At 57.8% G+C, this 21,198-nt stretch carries 19 protein-coding genes and 1 riboswitch; of the genes, 5 read left to right on the top strand and 14 right to left on the bottom strand.

Features of this window, described 5'->3' with window-relative positions; translation table 11 throughout:
* Window position 1: 1 nt before the first annotated feature.
* The 5 genes from J9777_RS06720 to J9777_RS06700 all read left to right on the top strand — a co-directional run bounded on the left by J9777_RS06720 (window position 2) and on the right by J9777_RS06700 (window position 4,874).
* On the top strand, window positions 2–661 hold the full coding sequence (locus J9777_RS06720; RefSeq protein WP_209347966.1) for a DUF4166 domain-containing protein: 660 nt from the start codon (window positions 2–4) through the stop codon (window positions 659–661).
* On the top strand, window positions 654–1,814 hold the full coding sequence (locus tag J9777_RS06715) for a saccharopine dehydrogenase NADP-binding domain-containing protein (RefSeq protein WP_209347965.1): 1,161 nt from the start codon (window positions 654–656) through the stop codon (window positions 1,812–1,814). The genes J9777_RS06720 and J9777_RS06715 overlap by 8 nt, the downstream gene beginning before the upstream one ends.
* A 24-nt stretch (window positions 1,815–1,838) precedes the next feature.
* Window positions 1,839–3,227, top strand: a complete 1,389-nt coding sequence (locus J9777_RS06710) for a serine hydrolase (RefSeq protein WP_209347964.1) — start codon at window positions 1,839–1,841, stop codon at window positions 3,225–3,227.
* A gap of 246 nt (window positions 3,228–3,473) precedes the next feature.
* Window positions 3,474–4,013 carry a hypothetical protein gene (locus tag J9777_RS06705; protein ID WP_348631949.1) on the top strand — a complete coding sequence of 180 codons (540 nt, stop codon included), beginning with the start codon at window positions 3,474–3,476 and terminating at the stop codon, window positions 4,011–4,013.
* Window positions 4,014–4,151: 138 nt separating this feature from the next.
* Window positions 4,152–4,874, top strand: a complete 723-nt coding sequence (locus tag J9777_RS06700; RefSeq protein ID WP_209347963.1) for a hypothetical protein — start codon at window positions 4,152–4,154, stop codon at window positions 4,872–4,874.
* Between the two features lie 6 nt (window positions 4,875–4,880).
* Here J9777_RS06700 and J9777_RS06695 read toward each other — a convergent pair whose 3' ends face one another.
* The 14 genes from J9777_RS06695 to J9777_RS06630 all read right to left on the bottom strand — a co-directional run bounded on the left by J9777_RS06695 (window position 4,881) and on the right by J9777_RS06630 (window position 20,723).
* A complete protein-coding gene (locus tag J9777_RS06695) occupies window positions 4,881–5,528 on the bottom strand; it encodes a trimeric intracellular cation channel family protein (protein WP_209347962.1) in 648 nt (215 codons plus the stop codon).
* The gene (locus J9777_RS06690; RefSeq protein WP_209347961.1) at window positions 5,518–6,225 is read right to left on the bottom strand and encodes a PepSY domain-containing protein; all 708 of its coding nucleotides are present in this window, start codon (window positions 6,223–6,225) and stop codon (window positions 5,518–5,520) included. Before J9777_RS06690 ends, J9777_RS06695 begins: the two co-directional genes overlap by 11 nt.
* 19 nt (window positions 6,226–6,244) lie before the next feature.
* Window positions 6,245–7,582, bottom strand: coding sequence for an amidase family protein (locus tag J9777_RS06685; RefSeq protein WP_245228527.1), 1,338 nt, complete (start codon window positions 7,580–7,582; stop codon window positions 6,245–6,247).
* Window positions 7,557–8,429 (bottom strand): hypothetical protein, encoded by an 873-nt coding sequence (locus tag J9777_RS06680; RefSeq protein ID WP_209347960.1) that lies wholly within the window; start codon window positions 8,427–8,429, stop codon window positions 7,557–7,559. The genes J9777_RS06685 and J9777_RS06680 overlap by 26 nt, the downstream gene beginning before the upstream one ends.
* A 4-nt stretch (window positions 8,430–8,433) precedes the next feature.
* Entirely contained in the window at window positions 8,434–9,849 is a 1,416-nt protein-coding gene (lpdA, locus tag J9777_RS06675) for a dihydrolipoyl dehydrogenase (RefSeq protein WP_209347959.1), read from the bottom strand.
* Window positions 9,850–9,861: 12 nt separating this feature from the next.
* Entirely contained in the window at window positions 9,862–10,443 is a 582-nt protein-coding gene (locus J9777_RS06670; RefSeq protein WP_209347958.1) for a DUF1877 family protein, read from the bottom strand.
* 11 nt (window positions 10,444–10,454) lie between these two features.
* On the bottom strand, window positions 10,455–11,675 hold the full coding sequence (gene odhB / locus J9777_RS06665; protein ID WP_209347957.1) for a 2-oxoglutarate dehydrogenase complex dihydrolipoyllysine-residue succinyltransferase: 1,221 nt from the start codon (window positions 11,673–11,675) through the stop codon (window positions 10,455–10,457).
* 11 nt (window positions 11,676–11,686) lie between these two features.
* Window positions 11,687–14,515, bottom strand: coding sequence for a 2-oxoglutarate dehydrogenase E1 component (locus J9777_RS06660; RefSeq protein ID WP_209347956.1), 2,829 nt, complete (start codon window positions 14,513–14,515; stop codon window positions 11,687–11,689).
* 83 nt (window positions 14,516–14,598) lie between these two features.
* Window positions 14,599–15,489 carry a succinate--CoA ligase subunit alpha gene (sucD, locus tag J9777_RS06655; RefSeq protein WP_209347955.1) on the bottom strand — a complete coding sequence of 297 codons (891 nt, stop codon included), beginning with the start codon at window positions 15,487–15,489 and terminating at the stop codon, window positions 14,599–14,601.
* Window positions 15,489–15,755, bottom strand: coding sequence for a hypothetical protein (locus J9777_RS06650; protein WP_209347954.1), 267 nt, complete (start codon window positions 15,753–15,755; stop codon window positions 15,489–15,491). The genes sucD and J9777_RS06650 overlap by 1 nt, the downstream gene beginning before the upstream one ends.
* 3 nt (window positions 15,756–15,758) lie before the next feature.
* The gene (gene mdh, locus J9777_RS06645; RefSeq protein ID WP_209347953.1) at window positions 15,759–16,721 is read right to left on the bottom strand and encodes a malate dehydrogenase; all 963 of its coding nucleotides are present in this window, start codon (window positions 16,719–16,721) and stop codon (window positions 15,759–15,761) included.
* 276 nt (window positions 16,722–16,997) lie between these two features.
* Window positions 16,998–18,962: an EAL domain-containing protein gene (locus tag J9777_RS06640; protein ID WP_209347952.1), complete on the bottom strand. Its 1,965-nt coding sequence runs from the start codon at window positions 18,960–18,962 to the stop codon at window positions 16,998–17,000.
* A 154-nt stretch (window positions 18,963–19,116) separates the two neighbouring features.
* Window positions 19,117–19,419, bottom strand: a complete 303-nt coding sequence (locus J9777_RS06635; RefSeq protein WP_209347951.1) for a hypothetical protein — start codon at window positions 19,417–19,419, stop codon at window positions 19,117–19,119.
* Between the two features lie 125 nt (window positions 19,420–19,544).
* Window positions 19,545–20,723, bottom strand: a complete 1,179-nt coding sequence (locus J9777_RS06630) for a cell wall hydrolase (protein WP_245228526.1) — start codon at window positions 20,721–20,723, stop codon at window positions 19,545–19,547.
* 220 nt (window positions 20,724–20,943) lie between these two features.
* A riboswitch (cobalamin riboswitch) is annotated at window positions 20,944–21,168 on the top strand.
* Window positions 21,169–21,198 lie beyond the last annotated feature (30 nt).

Genomic DNA, 21,198 nt, shown 5'->3' with positions numbered 1-21,198 from the left:
GATGTTGGCGGTAAGAGAAGAACAAGTTCGCGGAATAGAGCCAAGCCAGAAGGCATCGCTTTACGATTTCCGCTTTCGCCAACTGATCGGAGAGAGCAACTGGGCGCTTCTGCCCTACGCGGTGCAACGGCGCTTCAGCAAGCGCTTGGCTGACGGCGCACTAGTCAATTATCGAGGCACTGTCATCGAAACCCGCCATTCGCGCCTGGGCTGGCTATTCGCGCAGCTCTGCCGCGTGGTCGGTGCACCGCTGCCGCTCCACCGCGACGCAGGCGTCCCGGCAGTTGTGGTGGTCAGCGAGGATCGCGAGAGTGGCGGCCAGTGCTGGACCCGCATCTATGGCCGGGAGCGCGGTTTCCCGCAGGTCATCCATAGCGCCAAACGGTTTGCCGGCAGCACCGGGCTGGAGGAGTATCTGGGCAACCGGCTTGGCATGGCTCTGCGCGTCGAGGCGGATGCACATGGTTTGGTATTTCGCAGCGATCACTATTTCGTGAGCCTTCTCGGCAAGCGTTTCCGCATACCGCATTGGTTCGGCCCCGGTATAACCACTGTAACTCATCGTGATCTGGGGGAAGGGCGGTTCGCTTTCGATCTTGATCTGGCGCACCCCCTCTTTGGCGAGCTGGTCCACCAACATGCGGAGTTTTGCGATGCCTGATCCCGGATATGGAGTGCCTCTGAAAGCACTTATCATCGGCGGTAGCGGTGTGTTTGGCAGCCGTTTGGCCAAGATTGCCGTGCGCGAGTCCGGTGTTGCGCTAACTCTTGCGGGGCGCAGTGAGGATGCATTGAAAAAAGCGGTCGCTGAGCTTGAGAATCCCGCTCAGTACGTTCTGCTGGATCGTGACACATTGAGCGCGGCCGAGCTCGCGCCGTTTGATGTCGTCGTGGATGCTGCCGGGCCATTTCAGGCTTCGCATGGCAATGTCATTGAGGCAGCACTCGCTGCTGGTGTGGCTTACATCGACCTTGCCGACGGGCGCGAGTTTGTGGCGGAGTTTCCCCGTTTCGACCACGCGGCGAAAGAAGCGGGTGTGCCGCTGATAACAGGCGCAAGCTCTATTCCCGCGCTGTCGCATGCGATGATTGACCGCATGGTAGAGGGCTGGCGCGAGGTCGAGGCCATTCGCATCGGCATCTACCCGGGCAATCGTGCGCCGCGCGGACGGTCCGTCGTGGAGGCGATCCTGTCCTATGTCGGAAAGCCTGTTCGCGTGTTCCGCGATGGTGGCTGGAAGACAATGCGCGGATGGGGGCAAACTCACCGCGAAGATATTCCTGGTGTCGGCAAGCGCTGGGCCAGTATCTGTGACACACCCGAGCAGGACCTGCTGGTAAGCCGATACAGCCCGACACGATCTGCTGAATTCTTTGCAGGCTTGGAGCTTGGCTTACTGCATCTCGGTCTTGCTGGGCTGTCGCAATTGGTGCGGTATAATCTGCTCCCAAGCCTGCGGCCGTTCTCTGCCGCCATGCTGTGGATCGCACAACGCTTGCTGGCGTTTGGCAGCGATCGCGGGGCGATGACCGTGCAGGTGGAAGGTAGCGCTGTAGAAGGACGAAGAATGCGCAAACAAGCCGTTCTGCATGCGAGTGCGAACCGCGGCCCCAATGTCCCGATCTTGGCGGTAGTCGCCCTGATCCGCCGGTTTCGCGATGGCGACATCCCTGCTCCCGGCGCGCGGGCCTGTTCTGGGATATTGCATCTGGCAGAGTTCGAGGACTTGTTTGCCGAACTTGGCATCAAAGTGGAATTCTATGAGCAGCCAATGCAGGGCGACGTAGAACACTTTTCCCCTTTGACTCAGTAGCCAGTTCGCGCAACACCTGCGCGCATGAAAAAACTCGCTCTCGCCGCCGCCCTAGTCGCCACACCTGCTGCAGTTTCCGCGCAGTCCGCTCAGGAACAGCACGATGCGCGGTATGACCGCGCTTTGGCGGCAGGTTACAAGGCTTTGTTCTTGTGCAGCGCCATCGGTAATGCCGAGCGTAATGGCGCAATGCGCACACCGGAGAGCGTCCATCAGTGGGAACTGACCGGCATTCAGGCACCGCTCAATGATATCGTGCAGGACTTGCCTTATGACATCGTCCGCCGTCCGAGCGGACAGATTGCACATGTCGCGGTGAATTGGGCGGATGATATGCCTGCGCGGGTTGCGGTATATTTTGCCGAAAGCGGATGCTCTGTATTGCCTATCGGAGCGCCAGAGAATTGGGGTGAACCCGAGCGCCCCATTCCGATGCCGCCACGTCCTGATATAGCGCCCAACGATGCGGCGGCAGCGGATGCCGCTTTGAATTCAGTTTTCGCTGACGCGCTTGCCGAAAAATACGGTGAGGGGACGCGCACTACCGCAGTTCTAGTCCGCCAGGTCGAGGATGGCGAGGTGGTTTCCCAGACCGAGAGCTACAAAGCGGGTTTCGACGCGAATACGCCGCAACGGACATGGTCTGTCGCCAAAAGTATCGCCGCTACCTTTGTCGGTGCTGCTGTCCATTCGGGCGAATACGATGTGAATGATCCCATCAATCTGAATTATTGGCGGCAGGGCGGTCAGGCTGACCCGCGCAACGCGATCACAATCGACCATGCACTGCGGATGGCTTCGGGGCGCTATACCGACACACCGGGCAATCGCACCGATCCGCTCTATTGGGGCGGTGCGACGGTTGACGAGCAAGCCGCCAATTGGCCGCTGGTCCATAAGCCGGGAACGGTGTTCCGCTACGCGAACAACGACACGCTGATGGCGATTCAGGCGGTCGACAATTACATGCTGTATTATCCGACATCGGAACTGTTTGCGAAGTTGGGTATGCATAACACCGTTGCAGAGACCGATATTCGCGGCGACTATGTGTTATCGAGCCAGGTCTGGTCGACAGCGCCCGATTTGGCCGCTTTGGGTCATCTCTACCTCAACAACGGCATGTGGAATGGCGAACAATTGCTGCCGGAAAACTGGACCGAATATGTGTCGAGTCCATCCGGACCGCAGCCGGAAGGTCGCCCGTTTGGCTATGGCGCTGGCTTCTGGTTGATGAACCAGTCGGAGGGTGTGCCGACAGATACCTTCGCCGCATTGGGTAATCGCGGCCAGCATATTGTCATTGTGCCGAGCCGTAACATCGTGATCGTCCGTCGCGGCGAGGATCCGGTTGGTAAGCGCTTCGATATTGCTGCGTTCGCGCGTGATGTGTTGGCGGCGCTCGACGATTGATCAGGCTCGATTGCCGGATTGGCGAACGGGTCAACGGCCGATGAGGCTATTCACTTTACCCTCATGTGCAGGGTGATATTACGATGTGGCTAGCTCGAAGAATATACTGCATGAAACTGACCGTTCATAAAAATAGATACTTTTCTGAACAAAGGCTGCAAAGCCAATTCAGGACCGGCTCAAAGCGAATCATCTATACCATTTGTGAAGTCGAGGCAGACCCGCCCCGGCATCATGAAGGAACTAATGATGAAGAGCATTTCCAAAGCCCTAGTCGGAACTGTCGCCGCAGGCGCGATGGCAATGACTTCCGCCGCACCGGCCTTTGCCCGTGATCGTGGGCATGACAAGATCGACGCAGGTGATGTTATTGCCGGCGCTGTGATCCTTGGCGGGATCGCCGCTATCCTGTCCTCAGGCAAGAAGGATCGGTATCGTGGTGATCGTTATGACCACCGCTATGATGGCCGCCGCGGTAATGGTGAACGCGCAGTTGAACGCTGCATCCGCGCTGCCGAACGTGATGCCCGCCGTGGCGGTTACCGCTTCGCCGACGTAACGCAAATCCGCGACGTTGACCGGACTCGCTATGGCTGGCGCGTGAAGGGCCGCATCGTTGTTGAAGGACAACGCGGTTACGGTAATCGCGGCTACAACAACCGCTATGACCGTGGCTACAATTACAACCATCGCGGTTACAATCAGGATCGGGGTAAGTTCACTTGCACCATCTCACGCGGTCAGGGGGCCTATGTCGACTTCAAAGGCGTTCGCGGTCTCCGTTGATCCCCAGCGTTGAACAGTGGCGTTGATACCAACACTCCTCCCACCGACGGGCGGTTCAGGCTCAAGCAAGCCTGGACCGCCTAGTCATATCAGCAATCTGGCGGCTTCGATCCGCCACAACCTTAGGGGGCACCTAATATGACCCGATTAAAAGCACTTTCCTCCGCCAGCGGCTTGGCCGCAGCGCTTTCCATGGCAGTAACACCCGTCGCCGCAGCGGAATTGCCAGAACTTGCTCCGCCAAGCTCCGTTCCTGCCGCACACAATTGGGAGTCGGGTGACGAAATTGCGGAGCGTTACCGCGGTTATCGCTACCGCCGCCATCATCGTGGTATTGATGCAGGCGACGTCCTGACCGGCGTTCTGGTGATCGGCGGTATCGCCGCGATTGCTAGTGCCGTTTCGAGCAAGAAGGATCGCCGCCAGCGTGTCAGCACGCCGCGCTACGACGAACGGACACGTGTACGCCGTTCTGGTGGAGGCGAGGGGATCGACCGCGCAGTGAATATGTGTCTGCGTGAAATCGAGCGGGATATCCGTGTTGAAGGCGTCGATTCCGTTAGTCGCACAGGTGCAGGATGGAATGTCGCGGGTACGCTTTTCAATGGCACCGCATTCACTTGCAGCATTGGTAATAATGGCCGGATCGATGGTATCTCATATGGTGGCCAAGCCGCCTATGCCCCAACTGGTCCAGCCCAAGATCGCCAATATAGCGATGCGCGTTATTCCGCAGCATGGGACCGTGTTGACGCACAATCCGCACAAGTTGATCTGGAATCGACTGGTCCGCAGCCTGCCTATCCTGGTGGTCCGCTTCCCGGTGAAGAAGGGTATGAGGATACGCGCCTAGGCGGCTGAAAACTCTTAGTTCTCGCCAATGCCCACTTTACCGCTTCGGTAGGAGGGTAACGCCAAATTCCACCGGATTGCACCGCTGCGCAAGGCATAGCCCGCAGCGGTCGCGACCGTCCAAACGATATAGTTGGGTAGCTGCAGCATCGTCCCGGCTACACACAGGCTGGCGGACAAGGCTGCGGCTGTCACATAGAGTTCGGGTCGCATGATGATCGACGGACGGCCCGCTACGACGTCACGAATAATCCCGCCCACACAGCCCGTGATGATGCCCATCAAAACCGCTGGAACGGGCGGAATGCCGTATGTCATCGCTTTAGATGCGCCGAGTACCGCGTAGGCGGTCAAACCCAATCCATCAGCGTAATCCAGCAGTTTGCCATCCCACCAGCGGGTGGGGGTGAACCACGTGAGTACCGCTATACCCAAACAAATCGCGGCGACCCACGCGTCGGCGACCCAGAAAACCGGTGCATCGATCAGCAAGTCGCGGATCGTGCCTCCGCCAACTCCAGTGACCAGCGCGAAGAACGCCATGGTTACAAAGGTCTGTCGCTCTTTGGCTGCGAGCAAAGCACCCGAAAGCGCAAAGACGGCCACCCCGAGCAAGTCCAATATATCGAGCACGGGTGTCAGGATCGCGGTATCAACCGGCATTGGCGCGGACTTTTTTCTTGCGGCGGCGGAACATCAGGATCGATCCGAATGTCACGGTGATCGCGGCGAGGGCAGCGAAGAATACCAAGATCGGGTGATGCGTCTTCGCGCGCGTCTCCAAATCCATGATATGCAGGCCCCACATAAAGTCGAAGACCCGCCAAAAGCGCGTGCGAACGGCTGCGATCTCTCCGGTGTCCTGACTGACATAGACATTGGTGCCGTCTTCAAGAACCACTTGCCAGACGTTCATCGGTCTGCGGAAATCAATCGGCACGTCCTCCGCCGCGAAGAAGGTTGAGCTGGCTACTTTATCGCCGCCCACGATCCTTTCAGCGATAATCGCTCTGGCAGCCACTTCGCCTGTTTTGGGGAGTTTAACGCCTTCAGCGCTGAAACGCTCGACTGTGCCATCCATATAAGTGATTGTTGTGATCGCGACGCTACCTTGCATTGCGGTGCTGACCGATTTTACCGGCCGCGTGCCGTCTTCGGGTAGCGCAATCGCAATGTTGGTATCCGGCGGAAGAGCTTGCTCTTGCACTGGCTGGCGCAGATGGTTGCCGCGCACTTCCTCAATCGGGCGCGAGACCATCAGCAGGCCTGAAACCGTCCACATTAGCAGAGGCACAGCGACAAGCCATCCCAGCCAAATATGCCACTTCGCGAAGCGTTTCATCCATTGTGGTTTTGCCATGCCGAATGTCCGACGAATCCTAATGGTGCAGGATCGCACCCATTTCGCGCGCGATAGCAATGCAATCGAGGTCCGACCAGCGCCGACCGATGACCTGCATGCCTGTGGGGAGCCCACCACTTTCGCCAATGGGCAGCACTGTGCTGGGCAGGTTGGGGAAGGTGGAGATGCCTGCCCAAGCAAAAACTTCTGCAAAGTCGCGCACTTCGCCATTGATCGTAATTTTGCGGTCGCGCACCGGTGTATCGTCATGTTCAAACGCAACGATCGGCGCGGGTGGTGCAATTACGAAATCATATGTCTCGTATAGCTGCGCCCAAGCGATCTCCGCGCGCGCTTGCGCGTCGAGCAGATTGAACCAATCGGTCGCTGTGGCTTGCTTGCCATCGGGGCCCGGAGCACCGCGCACCATCGCGATGCCTAGCATCCGCATATAATCGGCGTGCTGGGCTTCCAAGTCCGGCAACAGGTCTGATGATCTATCGATAGCAATACCCGTTGCCTCAAGCGTTCTCACAGCCTCTTCAAGAGGTCTAGCGACCGCTGCATCGACCGGACTGACTTCCTGATCCGCCACCAACAGAATACGGCACTCTTTGAGAGGTTTGCTTGCCGCTTGCAGAGGCAGCGTCGCGGTGATCCGGATCAGAGCGTCGAGGTCATCGGCATTGCGGGCAATAGGTCCGGCAATCGACAGCACACCATCATGTGCGTCCTTGCCTGCCATCGCGGGATGATCATGGCCGTGCTTGCTGATGAGTCCCCAACTGCTCTTGTGCCCCCACACGCCGCAAAAATGTGCTGGCACACGGACGGAACCGCCAATATCAGTCCCAAATTCGCATGACACCATTCCTGCTGCGACCGCCGCCGATGCGCCTCCGGATGATCCGCCGGGACTGCGATCAAGATTATGCGGATTACGCGCGCGGCCATAAGCGGGATTGTTGCTTTGCCAATCGGAGAGATCGGGCGGAACATTGGTCTTACCAATCAGGATCGCCCCTGCGGCCTTGAGTTGCTGCACGACCTTTGCATCGCGCGTGGCAATATTGCCTTTGAACTGCGCATGCCCCCAAGTGGTGGGAAGGCCTGCGATATCGAAGCTTTCCTTGATGGTCATCGGCACGCCAAACAGCGGCTGATCAGTTGAAGCGGTCTTGCCGTCCAATGCCTTCGCAGCTTCCCGCGCCCGATCAAAATCACGAACCGGGACCGCGTTGATCGGGCCGTCGAGTGCTTCAACGCGTCCAATGGCTGCATCCACTGCTTCAAGCGGAGAGAGGTCACCCGCACGTAGCTGTGCCGCCAATTCTAACGCACCGGGTTCGCTAGTAAGTGTCAAAATCGTCATCATCGAACTCCCGGCTACGCGACTGTTGCAATTCCATCAGGCCCAACGCCAGACCGTAACCCAAGATTGGAGCTGCACCATACCCCAGGATTGGCGTGGGATAGTCGCGTAAAACCGCAGCCAAAAACAATCCGTAAGTGAATGACTGTAGCATGTGGCCCGCAGCCAGGTCGGCCGTGATGGAGCCGATCCGGAATACGAGCCATAATGCGAAGCCGGAAGCAGGAAAAAACCACCAGATCTCATTGCGCAGAAGATAGCCGAACACACCCTCGACAAATGCTACAGGCGGCAGGTTTTCCGCGCCCGCAAGTGCTCCGAACGCCGCGCTAATCCAGGCGAGCAGGGTGAGAACGAAAGCGATGCCAATCCAAATAGAGTATGCTCTGACAGCAAGCGCAAAGGAGGCGATCATCCACGCGATGCTCGTGCCTGCATCGGGCTGCAAAGCGAGGATTGCAGCTACGCCGATCATCACGATTGCAGCTATCCGATCATCAAGGCTCGGTAGCAGCGCGCACAAGGCGGGCAGCACGAGCATGCCAATGTGCACGGTGACGGGCCCCATTTGCAGCCAGCGTTGAACGTCCGCCACCGATGGTCCGACCAGTAGAGTGAGGGCGAGCAAAGCCACGGCTCCGGCGACGAGCACATACCGCACCGGCGCAGAACGCACTGGTCCTAGCGCCACAATTGCAACGATTGCCGCGATCAGTGAGGTACCGTTGATCCAGACATAGTGCGTGGGCGCGCCAGCGGCGGCGAGGTAGGCGACCCCGACGATTGCCAGAAAGATAAAAGGCTCGGTGCAGCGCAGACGCGCCAGGCTGCGTTGCAGCCAGCCTTTCATCCGATCAGATATGGATCGGTTTTCCGGTTACCGCCATCGCCGCTTCTTTGATTGCTTCCGAATGGGTCGGGTGCGCGTGGCAGGTATAGGCAATGTCTTCCGATGTAGCGCCGAATTCCATCGCTTGCGCTGCCTGCGCGATCATTGTGCCGGCAACGCTGGCAATCGCCCAGACGCCGAGCACACGGTCGGTCTCTGCGTCTGCAATAATCTTCACAAAGCCGTCCGGCTCATGATTGGTTTTCGCGCGGCTGTTGGCCATCATCGGGAATTTTCCGACTTTGATCTTGGCTTTGTCGCCAAGCTTCTCAATGGCCTCTTCCTGCGTCAAGCCGACACCGGCAAATTCGGGCAGCGTGTAGACTACGCCGGGGATAATATCGTGATTGACGATGCCCGTCTGGCCCGCGATGTTTTCTGCGCAGGCGATGCCTTCATCCTCGGCCTTGTGTGCCAGCATCGGGCCGGGGACCACGTCGCCAATGGCCCACACGCTGTCCACTGATGTGCGGAAGTCGTGATCGGTTTCAATCTGGCCGCGTTTGTTGGTTTCGAGGCCAATGGCGTCGAGACCCAGACCTTCCGTATTCGGACGACGACCGATGGACACCAGTACGCAGTCGGCTTCCATCGTCTCCTCGTCACCACCAGCGGCGGGTTCAAGCGTCAGCGCGGCTTTTTTGCCTTTGACCGTCACACCGGTGACTTTGGTCTTGAGCTTCAGCGTCATGCCTTGCTTCTTGAAAATCTTGCCCGCTTCCTTGCGAACATCACCGTCCATACCGGGCAGCAATTGGTCGAGGAATTCAACTACGGTCACATCCGCGCCGAGGCGGTTCCAGATCGAGCCCATCTCAAGACCGATCACGCCGCCGCCAATGACGACCATTTTCTTCGGAACTTTGGCCAGCTCAAGCGCGCCGGTGGAATCGACCACGACTTGCTTGTCATTGTCGACTTCGACACCCGGCAGGGGCGTTACTGAAGAACCAGTCGCGATGATGATGTCCTTGGCGGTGACGGTCTCGTCGCCCACTTTGACAGTATGCGCGTCTTGGAATGTGGCTAGGCCCTTCTTCCAGTCGACCTTGTTCTTCTTGAACAGGAATTCGATGCCTTTGGTCAGACCGTCGACTGCGTCCGTGCGCTGGCCATGCATCGCATCCAGATTGAGCTTGGGCTTAACCTCGATACCCATGTCAGCCATCGCACCATTCGCCGCAGCGTCGTAAAACTCCGACGCGTGAAGCATCGCCTTGGACGGAATACACCCGACATTGAGGCACGTACCGCCCAGCGTCTCGCGGCTCTCTGCACAGGCGGTCTTCAACCCAAGCTGCGCCGCGCGAATTGCCGCAACATAGCCGCCAGGGCCAGCGCCAATAACAAGGACGTCGTAATCGTATGTGTGGTCAGCCATGGATATATCCGTTCACGTGTAATAGGTTATGATTGCTTGGCTATTGTCAGCAGCCGTGCGCGCAAAGTCGCGCAGGAAATGGAAATTCTCAGTCGCGTATTCTTTGATGTCGTCGACATCACCTCTAGCCACGACATCGCCCATACATAGCTCATCCAATGGCATCGAATTTGGTTCGTAGCGCGCGAGAAAATCACCGTCTGTCATCCGAGCGGTGAGTTCAGCGAATTCATTGACCCATGATGAAGAAATGACATTGGGTTTGCCCAAGCCGAAATCGAGATCCGCCAGCGGATTTAGGTCGTCGCCTATTAGGCCGAGTGGGCCTTCTCCCCGCCCACTATTTCCACAAAGAAGATAGTGGATAATATGCCATGCCTTATCGAGGTCGGTCTCATCTCCCTCTACTCGCTCAGGTATATCGCCCGTGTCCAATTCGGGCTTCTTTCCGAATAGCTTTTCCAGAAAGGTGAGCTTGGGTGCCTCGTAAAAATCGGGGTCCTGATACACAAATTCGGCCACCGCTTTTGGTCGTCCGCGGAGCGCGTCAACGTTTTCAGGAGCGGTTCTGATCAGGCAATATGCGATGCCCATTGATTATTACCTCACAAATCAATCAGCATCCGTGTCGGATCTTCGATCGCATCTTTGATAATTTTGAGCGCAGTCACAGCCTCGCGGCCATCGATCAGGCGGTGGTCATAGCTGAGCGCGATATACATCATTGGGCGCACAACCACTTCGCCGTTTACAACGACTGCGCGGTCTTCGATCCGGTGCAGGCCCAGAACGGCGCTTTGCGGCGGATTGATGATCGGGGTCGACATCAGCGAACCGAACACACCGCCATTGGAAATGGTGAATGTGCCGCCGGTCATATCGGCCATGGTCAGCGTGCCATCGCGTGCTGCCTTGCCGTAATTGGCAATGTCTTTCTCGATCTGGGCAAAGCCTTTCTTGTCGACATCACGGACTACCGGAACGACGAGGCCGTTAGGCGCGCTAACCGCAACCGAAATATCGACATAGTCGTGATAGACGATTTCATCGCCATCGATCTGCGCGTTGACGCTTGGTACGTCTTTCAGTGCCAGATGCGCTGCCTTCGCGAAGAAGCCCATAAAGCCGAGCTTGATGTCATGCTTCTTGGCGAACAGCTCTTTGTACTTGGTGCGGGCTTCTATCACCGCGGTCATATCGACATCGTTGAACGTCGTGAGCAGCGCGGCTTCTTCCTGTGCGCCTTTCAGACGTTTGGCGATTGTCTGGCGCAGGCGTGTCATGCGAACACGTTCCTCATTGCGCGCGCCGGTAGGGGCTGCGACGGGTGCCGGTGCCTCAGCAGTTGCAGCCGGCGCAGGTGCGTCGCCCTTAGCTTTGGCGGCGGCGATGACGTCTTCCTTAGTCAGGCGGCCATCTTTGCCGGTGCCTTTGACAGTGGAGGGGTCGATCCCGTGTTCCAGAACCGCGCGGCGCACGGCTGGCGACAGCGTTTGCGATGCATCACTTGCTTCGCTTGCGGTTGGTGCCGGAGAGGATGACTGTGAGGCCGCTGGGGCGGGTGACGCCGCTTTCGCTGCGGGAGCTCCACCAGCTTCGACAGTCGCGATAACTGCGCCCACTTCGACCGTGTCGCCGACTTCGGCTTTGAGCTCGCCCATCACGCCTGCAACGGGTGAGGGGACTTCGATTGCGACCTTGTCAGTTTCAAGACTGCAAATCGGTTCATCAACCGCGACGGCATCGCCGGGCTGTTTTAGCCATTCGCCAATTGTGCCTTCGGTAACCGATTCACCGAGCGTGGGAACTGTGATTTCTTGGGCCATGATGTGTTTCCTTAGGCCTTCTTGCCGGATGGTTTCAAATCGAGGCCAAGCGCGTCAGCGACAAGAGCCTCCTGTTGTTGTTTGTGCCGTTTGGCGAGGCCGGTCGCAGGCGACGCGGCCGCATCACGCCCGGCATAGATCGGGCGCAAATTCTTGCCCGCATCCGCAGCGGATTTCTCGATCAGACGATCGACGAAATTCCATGCGCCGTTGTTCTCGGGCTCTTCTTGACACCAGATAATATCCTCAAGGTTTTTCATGCGCTTGAGGCGGGTAGTTAAGGGTTCGCCGGGGAACGGGTAAAGCTGTTCGATGCGCACGATGGAGACATCATCAATGCCTTCTGCATCGCGCTTTTCAATCAGGTCGTACGCGACTTTGCCTGAACACAGGACGAGTCGCTTGACCTTGCTATCGGCGATTTCCTTCGTGTCGGATTTGATCCGCATAAAGTGATGGTCGCCCTGAAATTCCTCGGCACTGCTTTTCGCCATCGGATGGCGCAGCAGGCTCTTCGGCGTCATGATCACCATCGGCTTGCGGAACGGACGCAACATCTGGCGCCGCAGTACGTGGAAGTAGTTCGCCGGTGTAGTGATGTTGCAGACTTGGATATTGTCGTTCGCGCACAATTGCAGGAACCGTTCGAGGCGGGCGGAAGAGTGCTCCGGCCCTTGGCCTTCATATCCGTGCGGCAGCAGCATCACAAGGCCGTTGGCGCGCAACCATTTGGCTTCGCCCGATGCGATAAACTGGTCGATCATGATCTGCGCACCATTGGCGAAATCGCCAAATTGCGCTTCCCACAGAACCAGCGTTTTCGGGTCCGCCATCGCGAAGCCGTATTCGTAGCCAAGCACGCCATATTCGCTGAGCGTGCTGTCATATACCTCAAACTTGCCGTGCGGCAGAGTTGAGAGCGGGATGTATTTGTCTTCGCTTTTCTGGTCGATCCAGACCGCGTGGCGCTGACTGAATGTTCCGCGACCGGAATCCTGGCCCGACAGACGCACACCATAGCCTTCGGTCACTAGGCTACCGAAGGCCAGCGCTTCAGCGGTAGCCCAATCAAAGCCGTCGCCGCTGCCGAACATCTCACTCTTGGCCTTGAGCACGCGGCCCAAAGTCTTGTGGATTTCGTGATCGTCTGGGACGGTCGTTAATGTCCGCCCGAGGCTGTCGAACAGCTTTTTGTCGATTGCGGTTTCAACATTGCGCCGCGCGCTTTCTGCATCTGCAGGCTTATGCAACCCGCTCCACCGACCGGCAAACCAGTCGACATCGTTGGGTTCGTAGCTTTTACCAGCCTGGAATTCTTCTTCGAGTAGATCGGTGAATTCCTTCACCAGACCTTCGGCATAGCCGTCTTCGATCATGCCCTCTGCGATCAGACGGTCTTGGTAGACTTTGCTGACCTTGGGGTGCTTACCGATTTCGCCATACATTAGCGGCTGGGTGAATTTGGGCTCATCGCCTTCATTGTGGCCGAAGCGGCGATAGCACCACATGTCGATCACAATATCGCGGCCGAATTTCTGGCGGTACTCAACCGCGAGCTTGCAGGCGAATGTCACCGCTTCCGGATCGTCGCCGTTAACGTGCAGGATGGGCGCCTGAACGCCCTTTGCCACGTCGGACGGGTAGGGGCTGTTGCGCGCGAATTTCGGGCTCGTGGTGAAGCCGATCTGGTTATTGATGATGAAGTGGAGGCAACCGCCAGTGTCATAGCCGCGCACACCCGACAGGCCGAGGCATTCCCACACCACGCCTTGACCGGCAAAGGCCGCATCGCCGTGGATCAGCACCGGCAGCACCTGCTCGTGCTTGCTTAGATCGTCGCGGATCGCCTGCTGCGCCCGAGTTTTACCGAGAACGACTGGGTTTACTGCTTCCAAATGGCTCGGGTTGGGGACCAGCGACATATGCACTTCGATACCGTCAAATTCGCGGTCTGTGCTGGTGCCGAGGTGATATTTTACATCGCCAGAGCCGCCAACATCTTCAGGGTTCGCGCTGCCGCCCGAAAACTCGTGGAAGATCACTTTGTAAGGCTTGGCCATGACGTTCGCGAGGACGTTCAAACGCCCGCGGTGCGCCATCCCGTAAATGATCTCACGCACGCCCATCTGGCCGCCATTTTTGATCACTGCTTCAAGCGCAGGGATCATCGACTCGCCGCCGTCTAACCCGAAGCGTTTCGTGCCGACATATTTCTTGCCGAGGAATGCTTCATATTGCTCGCCGCGAATAACCGCTGCGAGAATGGCTTTCTTGCCTTCCGGTGTAAACTGGATGGTGTCTTCGGGGCTTTCGAACTTGTCCTGCAGGAACCGCCGTTCCTCAGTGTCCGAAATATGCATGTATTCGAGGCCGACATGCCCGCAATAGGTCCGGCGCAGCAGCTCAAACAGCTCACCGGCTTTGACCCATTCAAGGCCGAACACGCCGCCAACATAGACTTCTTTGTCCTCTTGCCCGGCAAAGCCGTGCCATTCCAGCGTGAGATCCTCGGGCACATCACGGTGTGACAGACCCAGCGGATCAAGATCAGCCGCCAAATGGCCACGCACACGATATAGCCGGATCATCAGCATCGCACGGATGGAATCGCCCGCAGCCTCTTCGACGGCCGCCGCATCCATCACTTTGCCCGATTTCTTCGCGGCCTCTTTGACCGCGAGTTTCATCGTCGTCGGATCAAGCGCCTGCGTGAATTCATCCTCACTCTCGCCGCCAACAAGCGGCCAGCGGGGATTGTCCCAGGACGGACCTTTTTGGGGCTCGGTCGATGGATCGCCCTTGAATTCGGGGTCCGAGAAATCGTGGCTTTCGTTACCCATGGGGGTCACCTTTGACGCCGAACGATCGGCATTGGAGTTGAGGTGATGGGGCGCTCCCGGGGAGGAAATGCGCCCGCATCAAATCAGACGAGTTCTTTCAGCAAAGCGTCGAGCGTGGTGCCGAGTTCGCTTGGGCTTGGAGAAACGCGGATGCCCGCATCTTCCATCGCCGCAATCTTGTCATCCGCGCCGCCTTTGCCGCCCGAAACAATCGCACCGGCGTGGCCCATGCGGCGTCCCGGAGGAGCCGTACGGCCAGCGATAAAGCCGACGGTTGGCTTGCTGCGGCCCTTAGCTGCTTCTTGCTTGAGAAATTCTGCGGCTTCTTCTTCCGCGCTGCCGCCGATTTCGCCGATCATAATCATCGACTTTGTTTCCTCATCGTCGAGGAACAGGTCGAGTACGTCGATAAAGTTGGTGCCGTTGACAGGGTCGCCGCCAATGCCAACCGCTGTGGTCTGGCCAAGGCCAACCATAGTGGTTTGGTGGACAGCTTCGTAAGTGAGTGTTCCCGAGCGGGAAACAACGCCGACCGAACCCTTTTGAAAGATCGAACCGGGCATAATGCCGATTTTGCACTCGCCGGGGGTCAGAACGCCGGGGCAGTTGGGACCGATGAGGCGCGATTTAGAACCTTCGAGCGCCGCCTTCACTTTGACCATGTCGAGTACCGGAATACCTTCGGTAATCGCGATGATCAGCTCGACCTCCGCGTCGATGGCTTCGCAAATCGCATCCGCTGCGAATGGCGGCGGAACGTAGATGCATGATGCGGTCGCACCGGTTTCGGCCACCGCGTCGCGTACAGTGTTGAAGTTGGGCAGGCCGATATGCGTCGTGCCGCCTTTGCCGGGGGTCACACCCGCAACCATCTGCGTCCCGTAATCGAGCGCCTGCTGCGTGTGGAAAGTTCCGGTGTCGCCGGTCATCCCTTGCGTGATGACTTTGGTGTTCTTGTTTACGAGGATGGACATTATTTACTCTCCCGAATGGGGCTTTTCCAAAGCGCAATCACGTAAGCAATCATCCATCCTAACAGAAGGAAAAACAGCCCGAGCATTGCCACGTTAGGAATGAATGGGTGCGGTTCTTGGGGACCAAATACCGCGATGGAAAAAAGAAGGAGAAACGTGATTCCTCCGGTAATGTTGGCGCTGCGAGAAGAGCCGCGAAGCGAAGCGAAAAGGACCGGTCCTGCACCGATGGCGATTATCAACAAAGAGATCAGGACCAATTCCATGCCTTAGGCCAAGCCGCCATCAATACCCTTACACGCCGCCAGCAGTTCCTTCACCGCATCGACCGACACGTTGAAATTGGCCTTAGCTTCTTCGCCGAGTTCGATTTCGACAATCCGCTCAACGCCGTTCGCGCCGATCACTACGGGAACGCCGACATAGATGTCGTCGAGGCCGTATTGGCCGGTCAGGTTTGCTGCGGCGGGTAGAACGCGCTTTTTATCTTTGAGATAGCTCTCGGCCATCATGATCGCGCTGGTTGCTGGTGCGTAATAGGCCGAGCCATTGCCAAGCAGACCGACAATTTCGCCGCCGCCGGAGCGGGTGCGTTGGACGATGGCGTCCATCTTTTCTTGCGTGGACCAGCCCATCTTGATGAGGTCTGGCACAGGAATACCTGCAACGGTCGAGTAGTTGAGCACGGGAACCATGGTATCGCCGTGGCCGCCCAGAACGAAAGCGGTGACGTCTTCAACCGACACATCGAATTCGTCTGCGAGGAAGTGACGGAAGCGTGCGCTGTCCAGAACGCCGGCCATGCCGACGACTTTGTTATGCGGCAGACCCGAATATTCGCGCAGCGCCCAAACCATCGCGTCGAGCGGGTTGGTAATGCAGATCACGAATGCGTCCGGCGCGTGCTCTTTGATGCCTGCGCCAACAGCGCCCATCACTTTGAGATTGATTCCGAGAAGATCATCGCGGCTCATGCCCGGCTTGCGCGGAACACCGGCCGTCACGATGATAACATCTGCGCCTGCAATGTCCGCGTAATCATTGGTGCCTTTAAGGTTCGCATCGAAGCCATCGACCGGAGCTGCTTGTGACAGGTCTAGAGCCTTACCAGCGGGCATACCTTCGGCGATATCGAACAGGACAACGTCGCCCATTTCTTTCATCGCTGCGAGGTGGGCGAGTGTGCCGCCAATCATTCCGGCGCCGATGAGCGCGATCTTATTACGGGCCATACTGAGAGCAGTCCTTCTATGCACACGGGACCAGTTAAAGCCTGCCAATTGGCGCGCTTCACGTCCCGCAAAGAAGTGCGCCTAGCGTATGGAAGACGAATTAAGCTTCGGGATGGGCGAATGCAACCGCAAACACCTGGTTTCACAAACTATCTTTGCAAATAGTTCGCAATTGCAATTAGGGTCGATTGACACAGGTTATTGATGCGCGGAATTGGCGCATATAATTGTCCAATGGGTGGGGAGAGCAATTGTTCCTGCTCTCGTGCCGGCAAGCTAGCCCAGCGCGCGCTTCGCGGCGTTTGCTTCGTCTTCCTGGGCGAGCAGCATCAGTGCCAGATAATCTGGCACTGCACGGCTGAAATAATAGCCCTGGCCAAGCGTACAGCCAGCCTCACGAACGATGCGGACTTGTTCGACCGTCTCAAGGCCTTCAGCGACGATGTCCATTTCCAGCTTGGAGCCGAGCTCCGCCACAGCGTGGATAATCGCGTCTGTCTTCTTGCCGACATCAGGGCCGGAAACAAAGCTGCGGTCCACCTTAATCTTCTTAAACGGATATTTCTGGATGTAACCGAGCGATGAGTAGCCCGTGCCGAAATCATCGAGTGCAAAGCGCACACCAATTTCTGATAGCTCTTCGATAAAGTTCTCGGTCGCGTGATTGTCGTCCAAGAACAGACTTTCGGTGACTTCGAGCTCCAGACGTGACGGATCAAGACCCGCTTCGCGCAGCGCATTCTTCACGCCCAAGGCTGCGCCGGGCGCTTTAATTTGTAGCGGTGAGAGGTTGACCGCGATCGTTATATCGTCGGGCCATTGTGCCGCAGCTTTCGCAGCCTGTGCGGTGATCCAATTGCCGAGTGTTACGATAACGCCGGTTTCCTCGGCCACCGGAATAAACTCGTCAGGACGTAGCTCGCCTTTCTGGGGATGGAACCAGCGCACCAACGCTTCGAAAGTGCGGATGCGGCCAGTATCCAGATCGACAATCGGCTGGAAGAAGATCGATAATTCGTTCTTTTGGATGGCTGAGCGAAGCTCTGCCTCAATCTCGCGGCGGCGCGCGAGATCGCGGCTCATCGTTTCATTGTAGAAGCAGCTCTGTTTCCGGCCGTTCACTTTCGCATGATACAATGCCAGATCGGCATTTTGCATGAGCGAGTCCGCGTCCAATCCATCGTCAGGAAGCAGAGCGATACCAATAGAGGCACCGATCTCTAGCCGCTCTCCGTCGATCCGGAACGGGCGCATGACTTCTGCGTGAATTTCGCTTGCCAAACGTTCGCTCTCTTGGCGATCCTTAACCTCGCAGAAGATGATGAATTCATCGCCGCCGAAGCGTGAAACCGTTGCGTGATTGGGAGAAACCTCGCTGAGACGCTTAGCGACTTCGGTTAGCACGCGGTCACCAACAGGATGGCCAAGCAGGTCGTTCACTTCTTTGAAGCGATCCAGATCCATCCAGAACAACGCGAGCATCTGGTCATCATCGATGTCCATCAGCTTTTCGACCATGTCGTGATTGAGACCCGCGCGGTTGGCGAGACCAGTTACGACGTCGGTTCGCGCCAGATTCCGCATCTTTTCCGCCAGACGACCGCTGGTCTCTGCCGAACCAATGGAGTCGCGCAGAACTTTGAAAACATTGAATGTGATCGACGCCATCGCCGGGACAAGTAGGGCAATGTTCACGGCTAGGAAGATGAATGGCAAGGTGGCGATATAAAGCGATGCAACGAATATGGGGGCGACGGTCAGCGTCAATTGTCCGAGCGCGATAGCGGGACGACCGGCATTGCGTGCGCAGATGCCCACACCATAACACGTTGCATTGGCGATCATCAGCACTTCGACCGGCGCACCGACATCAAGCACCAGCGTCGTCGCGGCGATTGTCCCGATCAGAAACGCATAGCTAAACGCGCCTATCTCATAAATGACTTCGAGTTGCCGTGTAGTATTGCCTTCGTCGTCAGGCGACAGTCCCAGCGCGGCAATAACGCGCGCAACGGCGATAACGCTGAGGACGACGCAAGCATAGAGAAGGGTTGGCTCTCCGCTGACATATGCAGCGATGGCGCTTGAGACGATGCCGTTGATAGCGCCGATGGCAAGGCTGGTCGGCTGGGTGTACAAGGTACGCACCAAAGTGCGCCGGACGCGCTCTGAAAGTGCGTCGGTCCGCCGGTAGCGTGCGAAGATCTTACCAATCTTCAGCTTGGAGACGCCAAATGCCATGGACACCGCCATAGACAGGAGACGTCACTGTTTAGTTAACGCACGCTTACCGAGACCTCGCGTGGCGTGGGCTATAGGAGTTTCGGTAGGGCCAGATGTAGCAAATCGAGCGTGACGTCATGACGCCGCGCCCTTCTTGGCTCATGATGAAGGTTTACTTCGCGCTGGTGCGCGCAACTTCCTCAGCCATGCGTCGATCCAAGGTCCGGCATACGCTGAGCCACCAATCGTAACTCTCGCGGTCACCGGCAAAGAAAGCCTCTTCGGCCTGTTTGCGGGCTTCGCTGGCTGCCCCAAGTCCATACTTTGCAAAATGGCGTAACGCTGCGTGCAACAAATGGTTGTTGTCGTTTTCCGCACCACTATCGTTGGCCGCTTGCGGCAATGCGCGCCGCGAGAGTACGCGAGCAACCGGAGAGTTTACTGCATCACGGGCAGCTGCAAAATGAACGGTCATCGAAAGGTGATCCTTTAGGGGGAGATCGCTGTGTTGAGAGCTATCTACCGCCATCACCCTAAGGCGTGGTTCCAAATCACGGTTTCGAAGGCGTTAACCTGCTCAGAAAGCGTGGCAAATCGGAGCTATTTGGGTTCGTTTATCCAGCGTCCGCTATTGCGATATTCTTCTTTAACGCCGCCGCTGTCGGGCAGATTGTCCGCTTGGAAAATCTCATCCCCGCCGCGTTCTTCGATTTGCGCCGAGTATGTGGGAGCGGGTGCGCGTGGGGCAACCGATTTGGAGTCCGCGACGGCTTTCAGCCGCGCATCTTCGTAAGCTTTCGCAAGCGCGATAGGATCAGCGGCGTCGGTTGCCGGCCCGGCTGCAGAAGCGGTGCGCGGCTTGGGCGTTGCTGCTGGTTCGCGGCCTGAATAGGCAGCGCGGAACGCGGCAGGTTTACCGGCGGATCCTTTCCATTTGTAGAAACGGTGGGCGCCGATTGTGCCGATGTGGTCGAGGCTGGGCGCCCAATAGGGACTGATCCAGATTGTGTGGTAATGCGTGGCGAGGCCAACCGGGCTGTAGACGCTGCCGGAAAGCGCCTTCTGCGCGACGCCTTGTGCACGTGCCCAAGCAGCGCTGCTCGCCTTGCGATTGAGCGACCCGTCGCAGGTGAAGCTGAACTGGCAGCCAGTCTTACGTTCGGACCCCTGGAATACGACACCGCAGACGCTGTTTGGATAGCTTGGGTGTGAAACGCGGTTTAGGACAACCTGCGCCACGGCACGCTGGCCTGCAGTCGCTTCGCTGGCTGCTTCGTAATAGATCGCCTTCGTCATGCACTGCAGCGCACGGGCTTTATCCAGCCCGCCCCCCAGTGCACGGAAGGCCCGTGCGGCAGGGCCGGCATTATTGGCCGCGACGAGTTCTGCCGCGTCGGTATCGCCGGTGCCGGAAATATCGAACAACGCCATGTCGGTCGCAGCAGCTGCATAGTCCGCACGTGGCGCGTCTTCGAGATAGTAGAAAGCGGATCCGGGGAAGCTGTGCCCTGGCCGCTCAAATGGCATTGCTTCGACCGTCTGGATCAGCGCCATTTCCGGTTCTTGCTGACCGAAAGACTTCCAATCGCCTTCAGTCGCCATGGCCGGAACGGTGATAGCAGCGGCAAGCGCAATGATCCGGCGTCCGCGATGCTTACCGCCGATCAGGCCCGCTGCAACAGCCGCCGTCCGCGCGCACAGAGACGGGCGCTTCTTGCTCATCCGAGCATGAAACGCTGCTGTCCGTTGTTCGGCGGTAAGGGCGGGCGTTGCGGTCAATTGAGTCCTTCTTTGCAGGTCCATTGGCAGGGGGCCGACGGCGCGCTCCAGCGCGTATCAGGCAGGAGGGGGTGCATCCACGCGCCATCGAGCACCGTCCCAATGCAGCACAGATCGCAATATGCGGTTAAGCCGCATGCTGAAGAATTGCTTACCTGCCGCCTAGCTGGCCATTTACCGATGCATCTCTGGCCTTGAAGTGCCGACCTAGCGGGCGTAAAGGGCCGGTGACGTCATAGGTTGTCTGCATCAAAACGGACCTAAGAGGGAAGGATGTGCGGGATTTTCCCAAACCATCCGCTGCCCCCGCAACTGTGACCGGGGAGGGCCGCCTCCAAATGCCACTGGTGCGTCTAATCCAATTAGTTTTGGGGGCGAGCCGGGAAGGCGGAAGCGGCGCGATGATCCGGGAGCCAGGAGACCTGCCCATGATGGTCGTTCGAGCTGGCGGGCGGGGTGTACCGAGGGCAGATGG

This window comes from Pontixanthobacter sp. CEM42, from assembly GCF_017812015.1.
Classification (GTDB): Bacteria; Pseudomonadota; Alphaproteobacteria; order Sphingomonadales; family Sphingomonadaceae; genus Pontixanthobacter.
Note: the sequence above shows the minus strand (reverse complement) of the source record. Positions and strands in the feature narration are given on the sequence as shown.